The 23,820-nt window shown below is 52.5% G+C and carries 20 protein-coding genes; 19 read left to right on the top strand and 1 reads right to left on the bottom strand.

Annotation, left to right across the window (positions count from 1 at the left end):
- Positions 1 to 95 precede the first annotated feature (95 nt).
- From U8T64_RS04530 to U8T64_RS04450, 17 genes are all read left to right on the top strand, one after another.
- On the top strand, positions 96 to 1,070 hold the full coding sequence (locus tag U8T64_RS04530) for a carbohydrate kinase family protein (RefSeq protein ID WP_322181370.1): 975 nt from the start codon (positions 96 to 98) through the stop codon (positions 1,068 to 1,070).
- A 511-nt stretch (positions 1,071 to 1,581) separates the two neighbouring features.
- The gene (spo0A, locus tag U8T64_RS04525) at positions 1,582 to 2,346 is read left to right on the top strand and encodes a sporulation transcription factor Spo0A (RefSeq protein ID WP_322181368.1); all 765 of its coding nucleotides are present in this window, start codon (positions 1,582 to 1,584) and stop codon (positions 2,344 to 2,346) included.
- 395 nt (positions 2,347 to 2,741) lie between these two features.
- Positions 2,742 to 3,869, top strand: a complete 1,128-nt coding sequence (locus U8T64_RS04520; RefSeq protein ID WP_322181366.1) for an S-layer homology domain-containing protein — start codon at positions 2,742 to 2,744, stop codon at positions 3,867 to 3,869.
- A 238-nt stretch (positions 3,870 to 4,107) separates the two neighbouring features.
- The gene (locus U8T64_RS04515) at positions 4,108 to 5,268 is read left to right on the top strand and encodes a D-alanyl-D-alanine carboxypeptidase family protein (protein ID WP_322181364.1); all 1,161 of its coding nucleotides are present in this window, start codon (positions 4,108 to 4,110) and stop codon (positions 5,266 to 5,268) included.
- Between the two features lie 1,827 nt (positions 5,269 to 7,095).
- Positions 7,096 to 8,436, top strand: coding sequence for a glucose-6-phosphate isomerase (locus U8T64_RS04510; RefSeq protein ID WP_322181362.1), 1,341 nt, complete (start codon positions 7,096 to 7,098; stop codon positions 8,434 to 8,436).
- A gap of 125 nt (positions 8,437 to 8,561) precedes the next feature.
- The gene (locus U8T64_RS04505) at positions 8,562 to 8,975 is read left to right on the top strand and encodes a hypothetical protein (RefSeq protein WP_322181360.1); all 414 of its coding nucleotides are present in this window, start codon (positions 8,562 to 8,564) and stop codon (positions 8,973 to 8,975) included.
- A 111-nt stretch (positions 8,976 to 9,086) separates the two neighbouring features.
- The gene (locus tag U8T64_RS04500) at positions 9,087 to 9,839 is read left to right on the top strand and encodes a hypothetical protein (RefSeq protein WP_322181358.1); all 753 of its coding nucleotides are present in this window, start codon (positions 9,087 to 9,089) and stop codon (positions 9,837 to 9,839) included.
- A gap of 156 nt (positions 9,840 to 9,995) precedes the next feature.
- Positions 9,996 to 10,484 carry a YceD family protein gene (locus U8T64_RS04495; protein WP_322181356.1) on the top strand — a complete coding sequence of 163 codons (489 nt, stop codon included), beginning with the start codon at positions 9,996 to 9,998 and terminating at the stop codon, positions 10,482 to 10,484.
- A 79-nt stretch (positions 10,485 to 10,563) separates the two neighbouring features.
- Complete coding sequence (rpmF, locus tag U8T64_RS04490) at positions 10,564 to 10,746, top strand: 50S ribosomal protein L32 (RefSeq protein ID WP_322181354.1); 183 nt, start codon at positions 10,564 to 10,566, stop codon at positions 10,744 to 10,746.
- Between the two features lie 77 nt (positions 10,747 to 10,823).
- Positions 10,824 to 12,185: a DUF512 domain-containing protein gene (locus U8T64_RS04485; protein ID WP_322181352.1), complete on the top strand. Its 1,362-nt coding sequence runs from the start codon at positions 10,824 to 10,826 to the stop codon at positions 12,183 to 12,185.
- 609 nt (positions 12,186 to 12,794) lie between these two features.
- Positions 12,795 to 14,123: a ribosome biogenesis GTPase Der gene (gene der, locus U8T64_RS04480; protein WP_322181350.1), complete on the top strand. Its 1,329-nt coding sequence runs from the start codon at positions 12,795 to 12,797 to the stop codon at positions 14,121 to 14,123.
- Positions 14,124 to 14,221: 98 nt separating this feature from the next.
- Positions 14,222 to 14,938 carry a glycerol-3-phosphate acyltransferase gene (locus tag U8T64_RS04475; protein ID WP_322181348.1) on the top strand — a complete coding sequence of 239 codons (717 nt, stop codon included), beginning with the start codon at positions 14,222 to 14,224 and terminating at the stop codon, positions 14,936 to 14,938.
- 78 nt (positions 14,939 to 15,016) lie between these two features.
- On the top strand, positions 15,017 to 15,193 hold the full coding sequence (locus U8T64_RS04470; protein ID WP_322181346.1) for a hypothetical protein: 177 nt from the start codon (positions 15,017 to 15,019) through the stop codon (positions 15,191 to 15,193).
- Positions 15,194 to 15,204: 11 nt separating this feature from the next.
- Positions 15,205 to 16,494, top strand: a complete 1,290-nt coding sequence (gene murA, locus U8T64_RS04465) for a UDP-N-acetylglucosamine 1-carboxyvinyltransferase (protein WP_322181344.1) — start codon at positions 15,205 to 15,207, stop codon at positions 16,492 to 16,494.
- A 106-nt stretch (positions 16,495 to 16,600) separates the two neighbouring features.
- Positions 16,601 to 17,383 (top strand): MBL fold metallo-hydrolase, encoded by a 783-nt coding sequence (locus U8T64_RS04460; RefSeq protein WP_322181342.1) that lies wholly within the window; start codon positions 16,601 to 16,603, stop codon positions 17,381 to 17,383.
- 17 nt (positions 17,384 to 17,400) lie between these two features.
- Positions 17,401 to 17,871 carry a 23S rRNA (pseudouridine(1915)-N(3))-methyltransferase RlmH gene (locus U8T64_RS04455; protein WP_322181341.1) on the top strand — a complete coding sequence of 157 codons (471 nt, stop codon included), beginning with the start codon at positions 17,401 to 17,403 and terminating at the stop codon, positions 17,869 to 17,871.
- A 693-nt stretch (positions 17,872 to 18,564) separates the two neighbouring features.
- Positions 18,565 to 19,590: a PTS sugar transporter subunit IIC gene (locus U8T64_RS04450; protein ID WP_322182026.1), complete on the top strand. Its 1,026-nt coding sequence runs from the start codon at positions 18,565 to 18,567 to the stop codon at positions 19,588 to 19,590.
- A gap of 173 nt (positions 19,591 to 19,763) precedes the next feature.
- Here the strand turns inward: U8T64_RS04450 and U8T64_RS04445 are convergent, their stop codons facing one another.
- Positions 19,764 to 20,699, bottom strand: a complete 936-nt coding sequence (locus U8T64_RS04445; protein WP_322181339.1) for a radical SAM protein — start codon at positions 20,697 to 20,699, stop codon at positions 19,764 to 19,766.
- A gap of 128 nt (positions 20,700 to 20,827) precedes the next feature.
- Here U8T64_RS04445 and U8T64_RS04440 point away from each other — a divergent pair, with 128 nt between their 5' ends.
- Positions 20,828 to 21,166, top strand: coding sequence for a winged helix-turn-helix transcriptional regulator (locus U8T64_RS04440; protein ID WP_322181337.1), 339 nt, complete (start codon positions 20,828 to 20,830; stop codon positions 21,164 to 21,166).
- A gap of 175 nt (positions 21,167 to 21,341) precedes the next feature.
- Positions 21,342 to 23,816 (top strand): S-layer homology domain-containing protein, encoded by a 2,475-nt coding sequence (locus tag U8T64_RS04435; protein WP_322182025.1) that lies wholly within the window; start codon positions 21,342 to 21,344, stop codon positions 23,814 to 23,816.
- The last annotated feature ends 4 nt before the right edge of the window (positions 23,817 to 23,820 follow it).

Genomic DNA, 23,820 nt, shown 5'->3' with positions numbered 1-23,820 from the left:
AACTGAAAAAAATCCGATATAATGGGCGCGTGAATCTGAATGACCGGATAGATAAGTGCGGAGTTCGAACCGGTCAAAAACAGGAGGAAACAGATATGGCGGAGCTTTTATCCATGGGCGAGCTGCTCATTGACTTTACCCCTACCGGAGCCACGGAGGACGGCAGGCTGCTGTTTGCCAGAAATCCCGGCGGCGCCCCGGCCAATGTGGCGGTGCAGGCGGTGCGGGCCGGCGTAACGGCGGGCTTTTTAGGCCGCGTAGGAAAGGATATGTTTGGAGATTTCCTGGTTTCCACACTGCGGAACTGCGGCGTGGAAACGGCGGGGCTTTCTCAGGATCAGGAATATGCCACTACCCTCGCGTTTGTGCAGCTGAACGAACGGGGAGACCGGGATTTCAGCTTTTATCGAGACCCCGGGGCCGATACCAGGCTTTCCTTTGAGGAAACAGACCTTTCCCTCATTGAGAACTGCAAGCTTTTGTGCTTCGGCTCCTTGCTGCTGACGGCGGAGCCCTCTCGCTCGGCGGTGGAGAAGCTGGTGGAGTACGGAAAAAGCAAAGGGAAGCTTACGGCCTATGACCCTAACTGGCGGCCTCCGCTGTGGAAGGATCAGGCGGAAGGCGTCAAGCGAATGCAAAGCCTCATCGGCAAAGCGGATATTATGAAGGTATCGGAAGAAGAGCTTGCTTTACTGACAGGAGAGAAGGGCTTGGAGGCCGGGGCCGAGGTACTGCTTCGGCAGGGCGTTTCTCTGGTAACGGTGACCTTGGGGCCGGAGGGCTGCGCCGCGTTTACAAAGGAATTTTCCCTGCGAAAGCACACCTATGATACCAAGGTGTGTGATACCACCGGCTCTGGCGATAGCTTTTTCGGTGCCCTGCTGGCGAAGCTCGTTCAGGCGGGAAAGCACCCCGCAAGGCTTACGGAGGCGGAACTTTCGGAATTTATCGATTTTGCCAACGCCGCGGGTGCAATGTGCGCCGCAAAAGCAGGGGCGATCCCGGCTTTGCCCGATACGGAAGCGATCGAGGCCTGTCGGAAAGCGTTTCCTCTGCTAGGGAACCGCTGAATAAATCACGCCTGGTGGCTTGGAACGCATCTTACTTGCATGTTTTCCGCCATAACGTGCCGAATCGCAAGACCATAAATAGTCTGATTGGCGGTGCTCAAGCTCTCCGTTTTGACGAAAAATCTGTCTGAGCAATATGCGCATCAGATTTATTCAACGTTTCCCTGGCTTCCCTTGTTGAGCAAAGCTGACAGTTGCGGAGAAACACAATTGATAGAAGCATGACAAGTTTTTGTGCTTGTCAATGCTTCTAAGGTAAAATTACTAAAAAATTCAGAAGCTTTTGTGCAGAGTTTTTTTGGATTGTAAAAAAATATGGCTTATCATATACCATTAAAATCGCAATATGTAGTGTGTCGAAAGGAATCGAAACACAATATTCTCTGTTTTTAGGACAATATTTGCCTTCTTTCGTCAGGATAAATTTCTAGTTTTTTCCGCTAAACCTCTTGCGATACGCTTCATACTATGGTAAACTTCATTCACGCCAATAATTTTTCAGGAGGTTACCATGGAAAAAGAAGCAAAAATTGTAATTAGTTCGGAAGACGGCGAATGGAGCCGGGAACCGGTGCAAAAGCTGCTGCAGCGAAACGGGAAAGCGGTTTTTGTCCCCCGGGACGGCAATCTGCTTTTGGAAAAAATCAAGGAGGAACGCCCGCAGATCGTACTGATGGAATTGTTTATGCCGGGGCTGGATGCTATTGGCGTGATCCATGCCGTCGCGCAGGACCCTTCTATCGACAGGCCCATGTACATAGTAACGGCTTCCTATACCACACCCATGCTGGAACGGGAAGTGATCAATGCCGGGGCCTCCTATTTTGCTCTGACGCCATATGATAAGGGTGAAATGGTGAACCGTATGCTTTCGCTTTATTCCGCACGCGGCAAACACTTTGAGTCCGAACCCTACCACCCCGAAATAAAAATGCAGGTCACGGAGATCCTTCATCAGATCGGCGTGCCTGCACATATTAAAGGCTATCATTATTTGCGGGATTCCATTATCATGGCTATCGAAAATCCGGAGATCATCAATGCTGTAACAAAACAGCTGTATCCCAATGTGGCAAAACGATACAATACCACCAGCTCCCGTGTGGAGCGCGCGATCCGCCACGCCATCGAGGTCGCGTGGGATCGGGGTGATGTGGATGTGCTGAACTCCTACTTCGGCTATACCATCCACAACACCCGGGGAAAGCCCACAAATAGTGAATTTATCGCCATGATCGCCGACAAGCTTTGCCTGCAGATGGCCAGCGCTTCATGACAAGACAAGTGTAGCATAAATTCGATAGAATATTTTGTCGAACCATGACGTGATACCACAGCTTCTTGTAAATTAACTGTAAACGAACGCAAAATATAGCGAAGAAAGAGGTCGGAAAAGTTTTCGGCCTCTTTCTCGCTTTTTTGTTAAGATTCCGGAGAAAAACGCTTTTGAAGCATAGGTCGGCGCGCCGATTATCAGAGGAGGGAACAGGGGGCGGCATTTGGAAGCGAAAACAAGAATTCTAAATTTTGGGAATAGAAATCCAAAATGATTTGTAGTAATTACAAAAGGAAGGAATAATAATTCCAAAAACATCTTGCAAATATCTGTTCGGTGGTGTATGCTTGAAATCAGAAAAACCGGCATAAAAAACATTGACGGAGGGATTCATTATGAAACAACACCGAAGGCTGATCGCCGCTGTTCTTACCGTGGTGCTTTTGCTGAGCATGACGGCTTTGCCCGCTTCCGCGGCGGGTACGCCTTTCACAGATGTACCGGACAACGCCTGGTATAAAAACGCCGTGACCTATGCTTATGAAAACGGGCTCTTTAGCGGCACAGGGGCCACCGCCTTTTCGCCCAACGCGCCTATGACGCGGGCCATGTTCGTGCAGGTGCTTTCCAACAAGACCTCTAATTACAACAAGGCCGATTGGGCCGGGAAAAGCAGCTTTTCCGATGTGAAGAAAGACAAATGGTATGCCGCTGCTGTGGAATGGGCCACGAAAGCCGGCTTGATCGTAGGTATGGGAGATGGAAAATTTGCCCCGGAAAAGAACGTGACCCGGGAGCAGATGGCCCTTATCATGTACAATTACGCCAAGAAAACAGGGAACGATACTTCTTTTGACGAAAATGTTCTCTCCCAGTTCCCCGATTCCGGTTCCGTGTCCCGCTGGGCGAAGGAAGCCATGCAGTGGGCGGTGACCCACAAGGTGGTAAACGGCAGTGACGGCAAGCTGAAGCCCGGCAGCGCGGCAAAGCGCTGTGAGGTGGCCCAGGTAGCGGTAAACGCCGACCCCATTCTGGTGAACACCACGGTAGAGGTAACGCCGGATACTCCCACCCCCGATCCTGATCCGAACCCCGCCCCCGGGCCTGATCCTGGCCCCAATCCGGATCCCGGTCCAAAGCCCGACCCCGATCCGGGCTTTGTAGACCCCACCCCCGATGACCTGCCCGCGGGCGCGCTGACCTATCAGGAGTTTCTGGATATGTTTCCCAATATGATCCAGCCCCCAAATCGGCATTGTCTCCAGTTCAAGGATAACGGAAACGAGGATGAGGTAGCGGCAAAGAAACAGGCACTACGGGACACACAGCAAAAGGCTCTTAAGGTAATTGGTTTATATGCCAAAACACATCTTTTGTCTTTGAGGGATTACTTTGAGGATTTTGAAACTGCGGATCAATTATCAATTTCCTATAGTCTTGCATCAGCTCCGGGTATCGTTATCATAAATTATTGTCACAGAACAGGCTGGTATGAAGTGCTGATAAAGTCTTATATGCTGTGAACGGATTTTGTCTTTCAGGAAGATAGCTTCTGCATTTTACAGAAAAAGTAAAGAAACAGTCAGGTGCTTTGGAATTATTCCCAGGGCGCCTGATTTGTTTTAAGGATTATGTCGGCATTTTAGGATTTTTTCTTCCTGAAATTCTTTCTGAAACGTCTGTTTTGAAGCGCGAGAGCATACCCTTGTAACGGAGAAGCCCGGTGGTCGCGGAGCTCTCCGGAAAGAAAGGATGATCTCTGTGAAGAAAAAGCTTTTTCTGCTTCTTGCGCTGCTCCTGGTGGTTGCCGCGGTGCTTCCCGGCATTCCGGTACGGGGGGAAACCGAAACGGAGCAAACAGACGGCGCTTTGTCCCTTACCGCCCCGGCGGCGGTGCTGATGGAGGCCTCCAGCGGACAGGTGCTTTTTGAAAAAAATTCTCACGAGGTGCGGCCCTGTGCCTCCATTACCAAGGTGATGACCCTGTGCCTGACCTTTGACGCCATCGAGGCCGGCCAGCTTTCCCTGACGGATACGCTGACCGCCTCCGCCCACGCGGCCTCTATGGGCGGCTCAGATATCTGGCTGAAGGAGGGGGAAACCATGACGGTGGACGATCTTCTGAAGGCCACCGTTATTATGAGCGCCAACGACGCGGCGGTGGTGCTGGCGGAAAATGTGGCGGGCAGCGAAGCGGCCTTTGTGCAGCGAATGAATGAAAAGGCCGCGGAGCTTGGCATGAACGATACTGTTTTTAAGAACTGCAACGGCCTGGACGAGGAGGGCCATGTGACAAGCGCCCATGACGTGGCCTTGATGAGCCGGGAGCTGATTACCCACGAGAAGATTTTCGACTATACCCTGACCTGGATCGACTACGTGCGGGACGGGGCCACACAGCTGGTGAATACCAACAAGCTGATCCGCTCCTATTCCGGCATTACCGGTCTGAAAACCGGCACCACCTCCCAGGCGGGAAGCTGCATTACCGCCACAGCGGAGCGGGATTCTCTGGCGTTGATCTCCGTGGTGCTGGGGGCGGACAGCACAGACCACCGCTTCCAGGACGCGGCTGCCTTACTGGATTACGGCTTCGCGGGCTGGGCGGTAGTGGTCCCGGAGGCCCCCGCGCTGGAAGATGTGAAGGTGACAGGCGGTATGGAGGAGACTGTCCCCGCGCAGATCGGCGAAATGCCGAAGCTGCTGATGAAGGCGGCGGAACGGGGCAAGGTGGAACAAAAGGTGGAGCTGAGCGAAGAGCTGACAGCCCCTGTGCGAAAAGGCGATATTGTGGGCAAAGTGACTTACCGCGTTGGCGGAGAAGCCGCTGCCCAGGTAGAGATCACAGCCGCCGGCGATGTGGAGGAGGTCACCTTCTCCTCCGTATTTCCCTACCTGCTCCAAAGCTTTTTTACCATGTGACCGGCACAGGCAATGAGGAATTAGAAATTAGGAAAGAGCAATGAGCAAGGAAGGGCAGGGACAGAGCGATAAATTGTAGCTTGCGGCAAGGCGCCGCGGCCACTCGTGTTCCTGCTTGGTGTGGGAAGATACTTTCTGACCCGGCTGGAAGGACACTGCTTAATGATAGTTTAGCAGACTAGTTGTTGGCTGTTAGTTGTTAGTCGTTAGAGAAGGGCGAGTTTCCCTTATTGTCATTCTGAGGAACGCAGAAAGCTATAGCTTTCTTAACGAAGAATCCCGCTCTTCATTCCCTGGAAAAGGTCAAGGACGAGATTCTTCACTTCGCTCAGGATGACAGGTGGAAAGTGAGCGGATCACCGCCAAATTCCAATTTAGCGACTAGTTCTCTCCTGTCATTCTGAGGAGCAACGTGACAAAGAATCTCGTCCTTAATTCCCTGAAAAAGGTCAAGGACGAGATTCTTCACTTCGTTCAGAATGACAGGAGGGAGGTGAGTGGATCACCGCCAAATTCCAATTTAGCGACTAGTTCTCTCCTGTCATTCTGAGGAGCAACGTGACAAAGAATCTCGTCCTTAATTCCCTGAAAAAGGTCAAGGACGAGATCCTTCGCTTCGCTCAGGATGACAGGTGGAAAGTGAGCGGATCACCGGTAAATTCCAATTTAGCGACTAGTTCTCTCCTGTCATTCTGAGGAGCAACGTGACAAAGAATCTCGTCCTTAATTCCCTGAAAAAGGTCAAGGACGAGATTCTTCACTTCGTTCAGAATGACAGGAGGGAGGTGAGTGGATAACCGGTAAATTCCAATTTAGCGACTAGTTCTCTCCTGTCATTCTGAGGAGCAACGTGACAAAGAATCTCGTCCTTAATTCCCTGAAAAAGGTCAAGGACGAGATTCTTCACTTCGCCCAGGATGACAGGTGGAAAGTGAGCGGATCACCGCCAAATTCCAATTTAGCGACTAGTTCTCTCCTGTCATTCTGAGGAGCAACGTGACAAAGAATCTCGTCCTTAATTCCCTGAAAAAGGTCAAGGACGAGATCCTTCGCTTCGCTCAGGATGACAGGAGGGAGGTGAGTGGATAACCGGTAAATTCCAATTTAGCGACTAGTTCTCTCCTGTCATTCTGAGGAGCAACGTGACGAAGAATCCCGCTCTTCATTCCCTGGAATTAGCGAACGATTCCCCATTGTCATTCTGAGGAGCATAGCAACGAAGAATCTCGCCCTTAAAGCCCTTCAAAAAGACCCAAGGACGAGATTCTTCGCGGCAGCAAAGCTTGCTTTCCTTTTGCTCAGAATGACAGGGTGGAGAGCGAGAGGATAAGCGCCAAATTTTAATTTAGCGAACTACGTCCTTGCCCTTAATTGCTAATTACTAATTCCTCATTCCTCATTATATGCGGCCCTTTTCTAATGGCGCTGCGCAGCAGCGCCACCACCATCTAGTGTCCAGCATCTAAATAAAAAGACTGCCGCAAGAAGTGTATCATTTTGCGGCAGTCTTTTTCGGCATGAAAGCATTTTTGAAAGCCCCGCAAAATGTGCCGGAACGCGCGCATGTTCCGGGGCTTTCCAGGGAAAAAGCCGAAGGAAGGCTTTGCCGCTGCCGCGCGGCAGGAGTTTTTAGAGGTTTCTGGAAATGTTAGCTTGCAAATTTTTGGGAAGTATTGTATGATAGAAACAAAGAAAGAGTGAGCCTGACGGCTTTGATTCGGAGTCTTGTTTTATCGGGTGGAGTTTTTCTTCGCGCTTTGCGGAAACGGCCCGGATCCAACGGGAAAAACACCTGCTGTCAAGCTGGGAAAAAGGAGTGCTTTTTAGATGCCCTTGAAGCTGAACGACGGTTACTTGAAAAGCTTTATTTCCGATCACGAGTATGAGAGCATTGCGCCGCAGGTGCAGGCTGCCCATGAGCTGCTGACCTCCGGCAAAGGGCCCGGCGGAGATTTTACCGGTTGGGTCACTTTGCCTACAGACTATGATAAAGAAGAATTTCAGCGGATCAAAGCTGCTGCCAGGCGAGTGAAGGAAAATTCCGATGTGTTTGTAGTGATCGGCATCGGCGGCTCCTATCTGGGCGCCAGGGCCGCCATTGAGTTTTTGAAATCGGATCATTATAACGACCTGAAAAAAGACACGCCGGATATTTATTATGCCGGAAACAGCATCAGCTCCACCGCCCTTGCTGAGCTGGTTTCCATCTGCGAGGGAAAGGATATTTCCATCAACATGATCTCCAAATCCGGCACCACCACGGAGCCCGCCATCGCGTTCCGGGTGTTCCGGGAGTTTCTGGAGAAAAAGTATGGAAAAGATGGGGCGCGGGAAAGAATTTTCTGCACCACCGACCGGCAGAAGGGCACCTTAAAGCAGCTGGCCGATAAAGAAGGCTATGAGACCTTTGTGGTGCCGGACGATGTGGGCGGCCGCTATTCCGTGCTTACCGCTGTGGGCCTTCTGCCCATTGCCGTGGCCGGCGCGGATATCGACGCGCTGATGGCCGGCGCGGCGAAAGCGGCGGCGCTTTACAGCGAACCCTCTCTGGAGAAAAATGATTGCTACAAATATGCCGCCATTCGCAATATCCTTTACCGCAAGGGAAGATCCACCGAGGTCATGGTAAGCTATGAACCCTGCTATACCATGATGAACGAGTGGTGGAAGCAGCTGTTCGGAGAAAGCGAGGGCAAGGATCAAAAGGGATTGTTCCCGGCCTCTGTGGTGTTCTCCACCGACCTTCATTCCATGGGTCAGTATTTGCAGGACGGCAGACGCACCCTGTTTGAAACGGTCATGCTTATCGACAAGCCGAAATATGAGATCACGCTGGGGAATGACCCTGAGAATGTGGACGGCCTGAATTATTTGGAAGGGCGCACCATGGCCTTTGTCAATGAAAAGGCCTTCCAGGGCACGGTTTTGGCCCACAACGACGGCGGCGTTCCCAATGTGGTGCTCCACGCTCCTGATTTCAGCGAGGACACCCTGGGGCAGATCATTTATTTCTTCGAAAAGGCATGTGCCATTTCCGGCTATCTGCTGGGGGTAAATCCCTTCGATCAGCCCGGTGTGGAAAGCTATAAAAAGAACATGTTTGCCCTGCTGGGTAAGCCTGGAAATGAGGAGGCCAAGGCGGCGCTGGAAGCAAGGCTTGCCAAGTAAAAACCGCTTTTGGCGGGAAAGCCCGGACAGGCTGCCAAATGAGCACGAAAAATACGGAAATCCCCGTCCTTTGGGCGGTTTCCCGTCCTTCCCGGACGGAATAAAAAATAAAGGAGAGCTGAACCGTGATTACTCTTTTGACTGGAAAAAAAGGCTCTGGCAAAACCAAAAAGCTGATCGAGCTGGTGGGCGCCGCTCTGGAGAAAACCCAGGGCAACGTGGTGGTCATCGAAAAAGGCCAGAAGCTGACCTATGATATTTCTCATGCCGCGCGTCTGGTGGATTCCGACGCCTATGATGTCAAGGGCGTTGACGCTTTGTGCGGCTTCCTCAGCGGCATTTGCGCCGGTAACTATGACGTGACCGATATCTTTGTGGATTCCACCCTGAAGATCACCGGAAGCGGCGCGGAAGCGCTGGAAACCATTATTCCCGAGCTGGAAAAGCTGAGCAAGGCGGCCGATACCAATTTCTGCCTTTCCATTTCTGCCGCCGATGAGGAGATCCCCGCCGGAGCAGCCCGGTACATTTTGAAGTGATTCAGCCGACCGCAAAATAGAACGGCATGACACAGTATTGAGAAAAGGCGGCTTTCGGGCCGCCTTTTTTGAAATTTGAAATGTGGGAAAATTTACTTTTGGGGTGATATTGTGTATCGTTACTATATTAAGAATGTAATCGCAAAATTGTCTGGCTCATTCGAAACTGCAAAAAATATTTTGGAAAAAGCAGCTGATCGATTTGAGACAGGGTGTAGGTTTATTGGAAAGAAGCTGGGATTTCTTACATACAGATATGAGCTCTGGCATATGTTAGTTCTGTGCGGCATTCCTCTTTTTGTTTCAAATTTTATTCAGGAAAAAGACTATTCGAATTGGTTATATTCACTTTGCTTTATCATTCCTTTTATAGCTTTTATCGTATATATTATTTGCTTGCTGGTTAGGATGGCTGAAACAACCTCCTCAATTTCCCGCAAGGTGGCTACGATTTTCCCAAAGGATTTTCATACTAATCGGTGTGCAATCGCTATTCTAAATGAGGTTGATGCAAAGCAGAGAATTCGGGCGGTTTTTACTCAGAGTGATGTAACTGTCGAAGGAAAAGAAATTGCATATCAACAGTACGGTTATAAAAATTTAGAAGATGGAGAGGTGAGACAATTAAGGAATTGGATATATTCTAATATGAAATATAAAAAGCAGCATATGTGTTCCAATGGCACCAAAGCGTTTGGTTTTCACGAACCTTCGCAAAGCATCAATAGGATTTATAGCAATCTAGACGGGAGTTATTCAGTTTCCTATAGTTCTGATCCTGGCTTTTACGAGATAAAAACATATGATATAGTTCCGAGAAATGATAGCGGGGAAAGCACCCGGAGTAATTTATCGGATTGGTGAAATGAATCAACTAAATCCTTTTTTGAAAATCGTGAAAGAATGCGCTATGCCTTTCGCTTTTATTTTGAGAAAGTCTCTTGAGAAAGTCTCCGCAGAAAAGTGCTTGACAAAGCCGAATTTGTTCCGTATAATATATCAGTACGGCATGAGGTGGCTATGATAGTAGATTTGAAAAGGTTTTTCCTGGGTCAAAGCGATACCATGGAGTACGCGCTGGATCTTTCCGGGGTGGAATTGGGCGGTGTCAAGCCGTTTTGTGCGCCTGTGAGGGTGAAGGCCTCTTTCAAGGGAAACGCCGGTTCGGTATTGCTCGATACAGAGCTGCTGTATACCACTGTAATGCCCTGTGACCGCTGTGGAGAAGTGACCAGCCGGGAATGGAACCGGAGGTTTTCCCACGTCCTTGTTTCCGAATTGAATGAGGAGCAGGACGACGATACCTTCGTAGTGGTCGCCGATGGTCGGCTGGACCTGGACGAGCTGCTTCGAGAGGATATCTTGCTGGATCTGCCCAGCAAATACCTGTGCTCTCCCGATTGCAAGGGCCTGTGTCCCAAGTGCGGAAAGAACCTGAACGAGGGCGATTGCGGCTGTGATCGCAAAGAGATCGACCCCAGGCTGGAAGTGCTGAAAAGCCTGCTTTAATGTGTGAAAAACCGTATCAGTTACGAAACCGTGATTTTTACGGCATGGAAAATAAGACAAAAATTAAGGAGGTGCTACCATGGCAGTACCCAAGGGTAAAGTATCCAGCGCCAGACAGAATAAGAGACGTTCCAATGTGTGGAAGCTTCAGGCTCCCGCGCTGATGAGATGCCCCCAGTGCGGAGAGTACAAAACACCTCATCGTGTCTGCGGCATCTGCGGCTATTACAATGGCCGTCAGGTCGTAAAGAAGGAAGCGTAAGTTTATTCTGAAAATCAAAGGGGAACGCGGACAGCGTTCCCCTTTTCTCATGCGGCAAAGAAAGGAGAGCAAGCAGAATGTCTGTAAAAATTGAGGGGGTCAAACAGGGCGGCAGAGCTCAGGCATTGGGAATTTTGCCGGGCGATCTGCTGCTTTCCATCAACGGCCAGGAGGTCACCGATGTACTGGATTACCGCTTTCTGGAAACCGAGCGGGACTTAAAGCTGCGGTTATCCCGCGGGGGAAGGGAGTATTCCGTGGAGCTTCATAAACCCCAGTACGCGGAGCTGGGGCTGGAATTTGAAACCTATCTCATGGACAGGGAACGCTCCTGCCGGAACAAATGCGTGTTCTGCTTTATCGACCAGCTTCCCAGGGGAATGCGGGAAACCCTCTACTTTAAGGACGACGACGACCGCCTTTCCTTTCTGTTCGGCAATTATATCACTCTCACAAATATTGATGACCGGGAAGTGGACCGCATTTTGAAAATGCGCGTCAGCCCCATCAATGTGTCCGTTCATACCATGAACCCGGAGCTGCGTTGCAAAATGATGAACAACCGCTTTGCCGGGGATTCCCTGCGGCACCTGTACCGGCTGGCAGAGGGCGGGATCAGGCTGAACTGCCAGATCGTGCTGTGCCCTGGTATCAATGACGGCGCGGAGCTGGAGTTCACGCTGGAAAAGCTTTACAGCCTGGGAGAAAGCCTGCAAAGCGTGGCCTGCGTTCCCGTGGGTTTGACCCGCTATCGGGAGGGCCTTTTTCCCTTGACCTCCTATACGAAGGAAACCGCCGGAGAAGCGCTGGAGCTTTTAGAGCGGTACGGAGAAAAATTTTTACGGGAGCGGGGCAGCCGCACGGTGTACGGCTCTGACGAGCTGTATCTTTTGGCCGGGCGGCCTTTGCCGCCCCTGGAATTTTACGAGGATTTTCCCCAAATCGAAAACGGCGTGGGCATGCTGCGGGACCTGGAGGATGAATTCAACTGGGCCCTGGAGGAAGCGGAGCCTTCTCATGAGCCCCGCACCGTTACCGTACCTACCGGAGAATGCGGCTACGAATTTCTCAATTCCATGCTTGACGGATTGCGTGAGAAATGCCATAATTTAACTGTAAACCTTCTGCCCGTCCGCAATGATTTTTTCGGCGGCTCGGTAAACGTGACCGGCCTTCTCACCGGGCAGGATCTTGTAAAGGCCCTGAAGGGCAAAAAGCTGGGAGACGAGGTGCTCATCGTTTCCAATATGCTTCGGGCGGACGAAGACGTTTTTCTGGACGACATGACCCTTTCTGAGCTCAGCGAGGCCCTGGGAGCTCCCGTGAGAAAATTTATGAATTCCGGGGAAGCTATGCTTGCGGCGCTTTTGGGAAAAGAAGCCCCGGCGGGCGGCAGGCAGAACCCCTATGAAATGGGGAGCTGGGAGAGTAGTTGTTAGGGGTTAGTTGTTAGAGAAGGGCATTGTTTTAGATGCTGGATACTAGATGCTGGATACTAGACGGCGGTGGCGCTTTCGGCGTAATGAAAAAAGGGCAAGAGATAGGGCGGTAAATGATAGTTTAGCGGCGAGCCGCCGCGGGCACTCGTGTCCCTGCTCGGTGCGGGAGAATACTTTCTGACCCGACTATAAGCAAGCCGGTAAATGACAGTTCAGCGAACGAAAGAAACACAGAAAACCCTTGCCTCCCCTAAAAGGGGAGGTGACGGCCGTAAAGCTATCAGAGGGGTTCCAGATCACTGAGAAGCTGCATAGAACCTAAATTTCCGTCTCTCTGGCCAAAACCTCTCAGTCACGGCTCCGCCGTGACAACTCCCCTTTCAGGGAGCCAAGGGTATGTGCTAAATTCCAATTTAGGGGATTGCTAATGGTCGGGCCAGAAACCGGTTTTTTGTGCCAAGCAGCTTCACGAGCGCCCGCAGCGCAGCTGCAAATTCCAATTTATCAGATAGCGGGCAGCAGGACAATATCCAACCGATGATAATACCCTTACGATGATCAGGCGCAAGAAGTTAGTTGTCAGAGAAAGGCTTAAAAGGAGGAGCGTATATGGCGAAGCCAATCGTTGCCATTGTGGGCAGGCCCAATGTGGGAAAGTCCACGTTGTTCAATAAGATCGTCGGCAGGCGGCTGTCCATTGTGGACGATACCCCCGGCGTCACAAGAGACCGCGTTTTCGGGGAAGCGGAATGGTGCGGCAGGAAATTTTCCCTGGTGGATACCGGGGGCATTGAGCCCGCCTCCAAGGACGTGATCCTCAGCCAGATGCGGGAGCAGGCACAGATCGCCATAGATTCCGCCGCCGCCATTATTCTGGTCACGGATATCCGTTCCGGGATCACCGCCACGGATTCCGATGTGGCCTCCATGCTTTTGAAAAGCGGCGTTCCCGTGGTGCTGTGCGTCAATAAATGCGACAGCTTGGGAGAGCCCCCCGCGGAGTTTTACGAGTTTTACAACCTGGGCCTGGGAGATCCCGTGATGGTCTCCTCCGTCCACGGCCACGGCACCGGAGACCTGTTGGACCGGGTATGTGAGCTTTTGCCGGAAGAGCAGGAGGAAGAGGAAGAGGGAGATAGTATCAAGGTTGCCGTGATCGGCAAGCCCAATGTGGGAAAATCCTCTCTGGTCAACAAGGTGGCGGGGGAGAACCGCTGCATCGTCTCCGATATTGCCGGAACCACCCGGGACGCAGTGGATACCACCATTCAGAATGAGCACGGCACCTTTACCTTTATCGATACCGCCGGGCTGCGGAGAAAAAGCAAGGTGGAGGACGCTATAGAGCACTACAGCAATCTTCGGGCAGAAATGGCGGTGAAGCGGGCGGATGTGTGCCTGATCCTCATCGATGCCCAGGTGGGCTTTACCGAGCAGGATTCCAAGGTGGCGGGCATTGCCCACGAAGAGGGAAAGGGCTGTGTGATCTGCGTCAATAAATGGGACGCCGTGGAAAAAGACGATAAAACCATGCAGGAAATGCGGGAAAAACTGGAAAACGATTTTTCCTTTATGTCCTATGCGCCCATTCTCTTTATTTCCGCCAAAACGGGGCAGCGGCTGGATAAAATGTTCGAGCTTATCAAGCTTGCCGCCCATAGCAACGCCATGCGGGTGACCACCGGCACCTTAAACGATATTCTGGCCCAGGCCACCGCCAGAGTGCAGCCCCCCACAGACAAGGGCCGCCGGCTGAAGATCTTTTATATGACCCAGGCTTCTACCTGCCCGCCCACCTTCGTATGCTTTGTCAACGACTACGAGTTGTTTCACTATTCCTACCAGCGGTACCTCATCAATCGGATCCGGGACACCTTCGGCCTGGAAGGCACCCCTGTGCGGCTCATCATTCGGGAAAGATCGGATAACAAGGAATAGAGCGTGCAAAATAGCTCTTTCCTTTTCCGTTTTTCATAGTCAGAGGGTTTATCGATAGCCTGAATCACCAGTTTTCGGCTTTGAAAGGAGAAAGGCTCATGGTTCCCGTATCTTCGGTTTTGATGTTTTTGTTGATGGCATATGTGCTCCCGCTGGCGCTGTGCGGTATCATCGGCTATCTGTTGGGCAGCATCAACTGGTCTATTATTTTGACCCGGCTGTTCAAAAACAAGGAGGATATCCGCAATTACGGCAGCGGCAACGCGGGCATGACCAATGTGCTGCGCTCGGTAGGGAAACTTCCTGCCGCCCTGACCTTTGTGGGGGATTTTCTCAAATGCGTGGCCGCCGTGCTGCTGGCGGCGCTTGTGATGAGGCTTTTCGGCTGGGAAAGCGGCGCCGTATGGATCCAGGCCGCCAAATATGTGGCGGGAATCGCCTGTGTGCTGGGCCATGCGTTTCCGCTGTACTATGGGTTTCGGGGCGGAAAATGTATCGTCACCGCCGCCGCCATGATCGCCCTGACGGACTGGCGGGTATTTCTGCTGATCATTGCGACCTTCCTTCTGCTTTTCCTTTGGAAGCGGATCATTTCCCTGGCTTCCGTTTTTTGCGCAGCCATGTACCCTGTATATACTTTTCTGATCACCTTCTTTTTGGACTGCTCGCAGGGAACGCGCTCCCTTTCTTATTTGCTTTTTGTCACGGCGGTATCGCTGTTCGTGGGGGGGTTGGTGCTGATCCGCCATAAAGCCAACATCGGAAGACTTCGCCGGGGCGAAGAAAAGCCGGTATCTCTCAGAAAAAAGGAATAATTTGTTTAGAAAGCCGCCGGAATAAATCCGGCGGTTTTCAATATCCTTTGGAAATTGTCCCGGAAAGAAGAGTGGGATTTGGAAGAAGTTGGACGAAATTTTCGTCACATTTCACAAGAAACAGCGATTTTTACCGTGCAAACCGCCAGAGATATTGACTTTTTTCTTTCAATGTATTATGATAGACAACAGTCTCATACTAGCATAGAAGAAAAAATTAAGATCTTCAAACTGACTCCTGTGATGAGTCGTTAGGAAGTGAAGCTTTGGATAAATATGTGATAAACGGCGGCTGCCGCCTGACCGGTGAAGTGAATATCAGCGGCGCGAAAAATGCGGCGGTGGCCATTGTGCCCGCCACGATCCTGGCAGATTCTCCCTGCCTGATCGAAAATATTCCCGATATTTCTGATGTAAAGGCCGTGACCCGCATTTTGGTGGAAATGGGCGCCCAGGTGCGGTATCTGGATCGCCATACCTTAGAGGTGGATCCCCGGCCTATCGATACCGATACGGTCTCGGCGGAATGTGCCCGCCGCATTCGGGGCTCCTACTATTTTATCGGCGCTTTGCTGGGCCGGTGCAGAAGCGCTGTGGTGCCTATGCCGGGCGGCTGCAATTTGGGCGTTCGGCCCATCGACCAGCACCTGAAGGGCTTTGCCGCGCTGGGCTGTGAATACAGTCTGGATAACGGCATGATCACCGTAAAAGCGGAAAACGACCTGCATGGGGCCAATATTTATATGGACGTGGTAACGGTAGGCGCTACCATGAACATTATTCTGGCCTCTGTCAAGGCCAGAGGGCTTACGGTCATTGAGAATGCCGCCAGAGAGCCGCACATTGTGGATCTGGCAAACTTTTTGAACACGTTAGGTGCCGATATCCGGGGCGCCGGTACCGATACCATTAAGATCCACGGCGTGCAGAAGCTTCGGGGCGCTACCTATTCCATTATTCCCGACCAGATCGAGGCGGGAACCTACATGGTGGCCGCCGCCGCTACCGGCGGGGACGTTACGGTAAAAAATGTAACGCCGAAGCACTTGGAATCTATTTCCGCGAAGCTGGTGGAGATGGGCGTCACAGTGGAAGAGGGCGACGATTCCGTGCGGGTGGTCTGCGACCGCCCCCTGAAAAAATGTAATATCAAAACCATGCCTCACCCGGGCTTTCCTACAGATATGCAGCCTCAGATCACAACGCTGCTTTCCATTGCCCACGGGACAAGCATGGTAAGTGAAGGAATTTTTGACAGCAACCGCTTTAAGTATGTGGACGAGCTGCTCCGCATGGGAGCCCAGATCACGGTAGACGGCAAGGTTGCCATTGTAGAAGGCGTAAGCCATTTGAAGGGCGCGCCCATCAGGGCCCTGGATCTTCGGGCCGGTGCGGCGATGGTCATTGCCGGCTTGGCCGCCGAAGGGGTTACCCAGATCGAGGATATTCAGTATATTGAGCGGGGCTATGAAAATATCGTGGAAAAGCTAGTAGGCCTTGGAGCGGATATCTACCGCAGCCAGAAGCCGGAAGAGGCAATGGACAAGATCGGCTGAAAATCAGGATCTAATCACTAACAACTAAAATGGGAAACTCCCTGGCGGCACGGTCAAAAGCCGCTGTGAGGTTTCCCTTATCTTATAGGGGAAGGGGGAGGCGCCTATGGCGCGGTTATGTCCGCTTTTCAGCGGCAGTACGGGAAACAGCTATTACATAGGCTCCCGCAGCGCGGGGCTGTTGATCGACGCCGGGCGGAGCGCCCGGCAGCTGGATACGATGCTGAAGCTCTGCGGGATCGACCCGCTGGCTCTTCAGGGGATTTTGGTGACCCACGAGCACACCGACCACATTTCCGGCCTGCGGGTATTCGCGAAGAAATACCGGCTGCCGGTATTTGCTTCCGCAGGGACCCTGGCCGCGCTGGGCGATTCCCTTTGCGAGGTGGAAACGCACCCTGTACAGGAGGCTTTGCAGCTTGCGGGAATGACTGTCACGCCCTTTTCCACCTCCCACGACTGTGCCCAGCCTCTGGGCTACCGTATTCGAACAGAGGATAGAAGAACGCTGGGCTTTGCCACCGACCTGGGCTATCTTTCCGATACGGTGAGGGAGAGCCTGCTGGGGGTGGATTTCGTGGTGATAGAATCCAATCATGATCCGGAAATGCTGTGTACCGGCCCCTATCCCTATCCCTTAAAGCAGCGAATCTTATCTGACCGGGGCCATCTTTCCAACGAAGCCTGCGCGGGCTTTTTGCCGGAACTGGCCAAAAGCGGAACAAAACGGTTTTTGCTGGCCCATTTGAGCCGGGAAAACAATTCCCCTTCGCTGGCCGAAACTGCTTCCCTTTCCGCACTGACCCGTGCAGGGCTGGTGCGTGAGGTAGATTTTCTGCTGGAAACGGCCAAGCCGGAAAATTCCCAAGGGCGCTCGATCATTTTCTGACAAGGGAGAAAACGAAGATGCTGGAGGTTCGCCTGCTCTGTATCGGAAAGCTGAAGGAATCCTACTGGCGAGACGCCGTGGCGGAATACGAAAAGCGGCTGAAGCCCCTGTGTAAATTTCAGCTGATCGAGCTGCCGGAGGCCCGCCTGCCCAACGCCCCTTCCCCCGCCCAAATTTCCGCCGCGCTTGCGGAAGAGGGGAAGAGCATTTTAGAAAAAGCGGCGGGAACGGTATTTCCCCTCTGCATTGAAGGGAAGGAAACAGATTCCCCCGGCCTTGCGAAAAGGTTGGAGCAGGCCATGCAGTTTCCCGGCGCGGTCACCTTCGTGATCGGCAGCTCCCACGGCCTGGCGGAACAGGTAAAAGAGGCGGGAGAAAGGCTTTCCATGTCCCCCATGACCTTCCCCCACCAGTTGGCCCGCGTCATGCTCTGCGAACAGCTCTACCGGGCGTTTCAAATTTTGAACGGAACGAAATACCATAAGTAGATGCTGGATGCTGGTTCCTAGATGCTGGACGGCGGTAGCGCCGCATTGAAAGAAAGGGCAGAGGAAAAACGACAAATTGTAGTTTGCGGCGAGGCGCCGCGGCCACTCATGCCCCTGCTCGGCACGGGAGGATAATCTCTGACTAGACCGCAAACTGAGCGGCAAATTGCAGTTTGGCGGACTAGTCGTTAGCTGTTAGTTGTTAGAGAAGAGCAAACCTCCGCTCTTGTCATTCTGAGGAACGAAGTGACGAAGAATCTCGCCCTTGATTCCGGGAAAGGGACGAAGGACGAGATTCTTCGCTTCGCTCAGGATGACAGGAGAAAGTGAGCGGATCACCGCCAAATTTCAATTTATAGAACTCTATCCTTTTCCCTAAAATTACTCACTTCACATTGCTTATTGTTGATAGACCTCAACACGTCCTGTGACAGCATACCGTCAGTAAAGCGGCGGGCCGACCGGAAAGCCGGAAAATCTCCGGCGGCGAGCCTGCCGGAGAAAGCGGATGGAACTCACGGGGAACATAGTCAAAATAGATGCACTAAAAGCAGGAAAAGCCGGAGGGACGGAAAACGCCCCAAGGCGTGTGTTCTGTCCTTCCCATTCATAGACCGGTATTCAGGTAAGGAAGGAAGATTATTTTTGGAAACAGAAAAGAAAGAAGCTGAGAAAAAGGGCCTTTGGGAAACGGTGAAGGCCTATTGCAGACTGTACTTTGTAGACGCCATGAGCGCCATGGCCCAGGGGCTGTTTGCGTCCCTTCTGATCGGCACCATCATTTCCACCATTGGAACCCAGTGCAATGTGCCGGTTTTAACGGAGATCGGGAATTTTGCCAAGGCCATGGCGGGCCCCGCAATGGCTGTCGCCATCGGTTATGCGCTGAAGGCGCCGCCGCTGGTGCTGTTTTCTCTGGCGGCGGTGGGAAGCGCCGCCAATACTCTGGGAGGCGAGGGCGGCCCTCTGGCAGTGCTGCTCATTGCCATTGCGGCGGCGGAATTGGGAAAGCTGGTCAGTAAAAAAACCAAGGTGGATATTTTGGTAACGCCTTCGGTGAGCATTCTTTCCGGCGCGGCCCTTTCCTATCTCTGCGCCCCCGCCATCGGCGCGGCTGCCGCCAGTGTGGGAAGCCTGATCATGTGGGCCACAGAGCTGCAGCCCTTCTTCATGGGGATCTTTGTCTCCGTGCTCGTAGGCGTTGCCCTGACCCTGCCCATCAGCAGCGCGGCCATTTGCGCGGCGCTGGGGCTTACGGGCCTGGCAGGCGGCGCCGCCGTGGCCGGGTGCTGTGCGCAGATGGTGGGCTTCGCGGTCATCAGCTTCCGGGAGAACAGGTGGGGCGGCCTGGCCGCTCAGGGGATCGGCACCTCCATGCTTCAGGTCCCCAATATCATCAAAAACCCCCGGATCTGGATCGCCCCCACGCTGGCCTCTGCCATTACCGGGCCCTTGGCCACCTGTGTGTTCCGGCTGGAAATGAACGGCGCACCTATTTCCAGCGGTATGGGCACCTGCGGCCTGGTGGGCCAGATCGGCGTGTATTCCGGCTGGCTTACCGATATCGCCGCCGGAACGAAGGCCGCCATGACCGCCATGGATTGGATCGGCCTGATTTTGATTTCCTTTGTTCTGCCCGCCGTGCTTTCCTGGGTCATAAACCTGGGCCTGCGAAAGCTAGGGTGGGTCAAGGACGGCGATATGAAGCTGGAAGTTTAATGGTGAGCTGTTTGTTGTCAGTTTGAAAAGGGCGCTGCCTTTTGGCAGCTGCCTATCAAACAGTGTTACAAACAGAAACAGGGTGTAGTAAACCTGTCTCACCTGCAAATGAAATGGACGCATTGCGCTTGCTGCAATGTGTCCATTTCATTGTTCTATTTACCCGGACGCAGTTACAAGTGCCTCAGATTGATGCGGTACTCTCGCAAATCATCTTCTCCTACGGTTTCGATGATTTTGTCAAGTGCTGCGGCAAGAGCGCCCTTGTCCTCCGGCAAGGTTCCCTGAAACTGAAATGCGTTTGACGCGCCCAGTGCGGCAAATTGAGTGGGTATTTCCAAGTTTTCAAGCAGGGTTCGGATTTCCTTATATTTTTCAATCTCGCTTTCCTCTTGCCAGCTGCCGCCCAGAATTTCCTGATAAAGCTCCGATTCCGGGTAAATGGTCAACATATTGACGCCAATGAGCGTTGGGTGAAGCTGATTGCAAACGTTGGCAGTTGCCTTTGCTCCGATCTCGCCACGGCCAGCGCCGGAAATACCTACTAAGTAAAAGAAACTATAATGAATACCGGCTTGGTCTAACCGCTGGCATTGTTTCACAATATCGGCGGCGGTATAGCCCTTGTTCATAAATTGCAGGGCTTCCTCATCGCCGGTTTCCATTCCGATGGTCAGTCCGTCATATCCGGCCTGATGGAGGGAAGCTAATTCCTCGTCCGATTTCAACGTAACATCTGTGATCCTTGCAAAGCAGCCAATCGTTTTGACGGATGGAATGTATTGCCGGATCAGGTCAGAGATTGCCATAAGCCGTTCCTGTTTCAATACAAAAGGATTCGCCCCGGTCAAAAAAGCCCTTTGAATACGCTCTGGCTTGGGCAGCCCCTGCAATCGGGCAGTCAGCATAGCAATGGGGTCTGTACCCCAAAGCTGTGCCTCCCGCAAGTCACTTTCCACATCTTCAAGGGGGGACATTCTGAATTTGAATGGCAAATCGTTATAGAGCGTACAGAATTTGCATTTGTGATGGGTACAGCCTGCTGTTACTTCAAGCAGCAGAGAGGACGCCTCATAAGGTGGCCTCCATATTGTTCCAGTGTAGTGCATAGCAGGACCTCCATATCTTTTTTCGCCATTATATCATGGTATATAGAAAATAAAAGTACGGTACTTTTTTGTAGTACCTTGATTTTTAACCGTAAAGACGATATGATGCCATCAGGAGGTTATGAAAAATGAGAAAAACAGAAATGGCAATCCAACGCTGTAAAACGATGTCAACGCTCCAGAAAATCTTTGGCGGAAAGTGGAAACTTGAAATACTTTACTATATCGCCTTTTATGATATTCATAGATTCGGAGAGTTGCGCCGTCAGCTTGGTGAAATTACAGAATCGTCCCTGACAAAGCAGCTTCGGGAATTAGAAGCCGATGAATTTTTAATCCGGCAGGACTTTAAGGAGATCCCGCCGCGAGTGGAGTACACTCTATCCGGTTTAGGGAAAAGCTTCGTTGATGTGCTTGACTACATGAAGCGCTGGGGAGATCACAATTTGCCTGATGCAACAAAATGATAGAGCACGGCCAGTAAGTAAGGCGATCCTTGCTTGTTTTTAAGGGGGCTTGCCCGTTTGGCGGTGCTCTTTCTGTGCTAACGGCCTGAAAGTATAAACTTGCTTTTCCGGAAACAAGTGTGTATACTGTGGTTCAGAAAAAGATCTGGGAGGAAGGGAGTGGGGAGTCTTGAAAATGGGGTTTGGAAAATTTGGCAAGGGAATAGGCGTCAGTCTGCTGTGCGTGGCGATGCTTTTAGTTTCGATGCCTCTTTCTCCGGCAAACGCCGCCAGCTCTATCCTTGTGATAACGCCGCCGGTCTTTGCTTCTGTGGCTGAGGGCTACAGTCAACCGGAGGCCCAGCCGGTCACCCTGCAAAACGTGGGGCAGGCTGTACTGAACAATATCGATGTTTCCGTAAGCGGAGACAGCTTTCTTCTCAAAAAGCCGGAGGGAGCGATTTGGCTGTTTGGCGGGGCGGTCAGTAAGGATTATCTGCTTCAGCCGAAGGCCGATTTGCCGGAGGGCCGCTATTCCGCGGAGATCACTGTCACCTGCGGCCAGGGGGAGCAGGAAACGGCGGAGGTGGTTTTTGAGGTAGGGCCTGCCGGTTCTGTTCCCGAACAGCCCGGAGGCGAATATAGGGAGCCGGAGGTGGGTGTTCCGTCCCCGGACGCGCCACAAACCCTTTCGGCGCTTCGGGCGGCGGATCCGGAACAAGTGGCGGGACTGACCAGGTTTGACAGCCGGAATTACGGTATCGTTCCTCCGGTCAAGGATCAGGGTAATACCAATCTTTGCTGGTGCTATGCGCCCATTACCGCATCGGAGATCTCCATTCACCGCAGCGGGATCGATCCCACGGTGAACAGCGATACCCTTCGCCTTTCTCCGGAGCTTTTGGGACGGGCCCGTCACAGCCGGGGGCCGGATCCGCTGGGGAATACTGCGGGAGAGGACACCGGGGTAGGCGACTACCTTCACGCCCCTGGCAATACCAGTTTGACACCTTCGCTGTTCTCCCAATGGTGCGCTCCCATCAAGGTGGCAGCGGGAAGCTCTGTGAATGCTTATGAGGCTTCCGCCTATCGGCTTTCCACCGCCGAGCAGATCTATACCTATGGCATGGAGCCCTCGGCCGCTATTCTGGAAACGAAGCGGGCCATTGCAAAATATGGAGCGGTAACAGCCTCTTACAATAATCTGCGGGAAACGAAATATTATAACCCCCGCAAAGAATCCGGCAGCGGCTCCAGCCCCCACGCCTGTACCATCATCGGCTGGGACGATACTATTCCGGCGGAGCTGTTCAGCCCTGGGGGCGCCTCGCAAAATGGCGGGTGGCTTGTCAAAAACAGCTACAGCTCTCTGTCATATTTCTGGCTTTCCTATGATAATGCCATCGATTCCAGCACCTGGGCTTTTTCCTATGAACCAAAGGAAAAATATGGATACAATTATTTCTATGATTCCTCGGCGGAGGACTTTGGCTTAGCAGCTTCCATGAACGTCGTCACCGGGGCCAATGTATTTCAGGCCAAAAAGGGAACAGAGGAACGGCCGGAATACCTGAAGGCCGTGCAGGCGGCTTTTCAAAACGGGACTCAGGCGGTTTTTGAAGTAAAGGTCTACACGGAGCTTACAGACCCAGCAGACCCGGAAAGCGGTACATTGGCCGGTGGAAAAGCGGTGATCTCCGAGGTTTTGGAGCGCCCAGGCTACTATACCGTAGAGCTTCCTCAGAAGGTAGAGCTGAAAAGCGGCAGCTATTTCGGCGTGGTGGTTACGGTACAGGGCAAGGGCTCTCCCGTGCTACGTCTCGCGCAGAACAGCTCGGCGGGAAGCTATCGTTATCGGGACGGCGCCTACAGTAAGCTCTTGCAGGCGATCCGTGTGAAGGCTTTTACAGCAGTGGGAGAAAAAGAAGAGCAGTCACCCACGCCAACACCAACCCTTACACCAGCTCCCACACCTATGCCCACACCCACACTTACGCCAACGCCATCTCCCGTACCGACTCCTACACCTACACCTACACCTACACCTACACCCACGCCTGTCCCCACACCGGAGCCAACGTCCGGGCCTACCCCACCGCAGGAGCCGTCCCCCTTGCCGGTTCCAGATCCCACGCCTGTTCCCTCTCCACAGTTTCAGGACGTGAAGGAGAGCGATTATTACTGCGAAGCCGTTTCCTGGGCGGCGGAACAGGGAATCGCGGCAGGCACGGGAAAAAATACCTTCAGTCCCAATGCGCCCTGCACCCGTGGACAAATGGCGGCGTTTCTGTGGCGGGCAGCAGGCAGCCCGGAGCCAAAGCTTACCGGCTGTAAATTTTCCGACCTGCGGGAAGAAGACTATTATTACAAGGCGGTTCTGTGGGCGGTAGAGCAGGGGATTACAGCCGGAACGAGCCAAAGCAGCTTTTCCCCGGAGGCCCCCTGTACCAGAGGCCAGATGGCCGCGTTCCTGCACCGGTGCTCCGGCTCGCCGAAGCCGTCAGGCTCCCTGCCGTTTTCCGATGTTCCAAGTGGCGCTTATTACTGCGAAGCCGTGAAGTGGGCGGTGCAAAATGGAATTACCAGCGGAACCTCCAAAACCACCTTCAGCCCGGATGCGCCCTGTACCAGAGGACAAATGGCGGCCTTCCTGTATCGGCTGCTGAAATAATAGA

This window comes from Neglectibacter caecimuris (genome assembly GCF_034335015.1).
Lineage (GTDB): Bacteria > Bacillota > Clostridia > Oscillospirales > Acutalibacteraceae > Acutalibacter > Acutalibacter caecimuris_A.
This window is presented reverse-complemented; position numbering and strand designations above follow the sequence as displayed.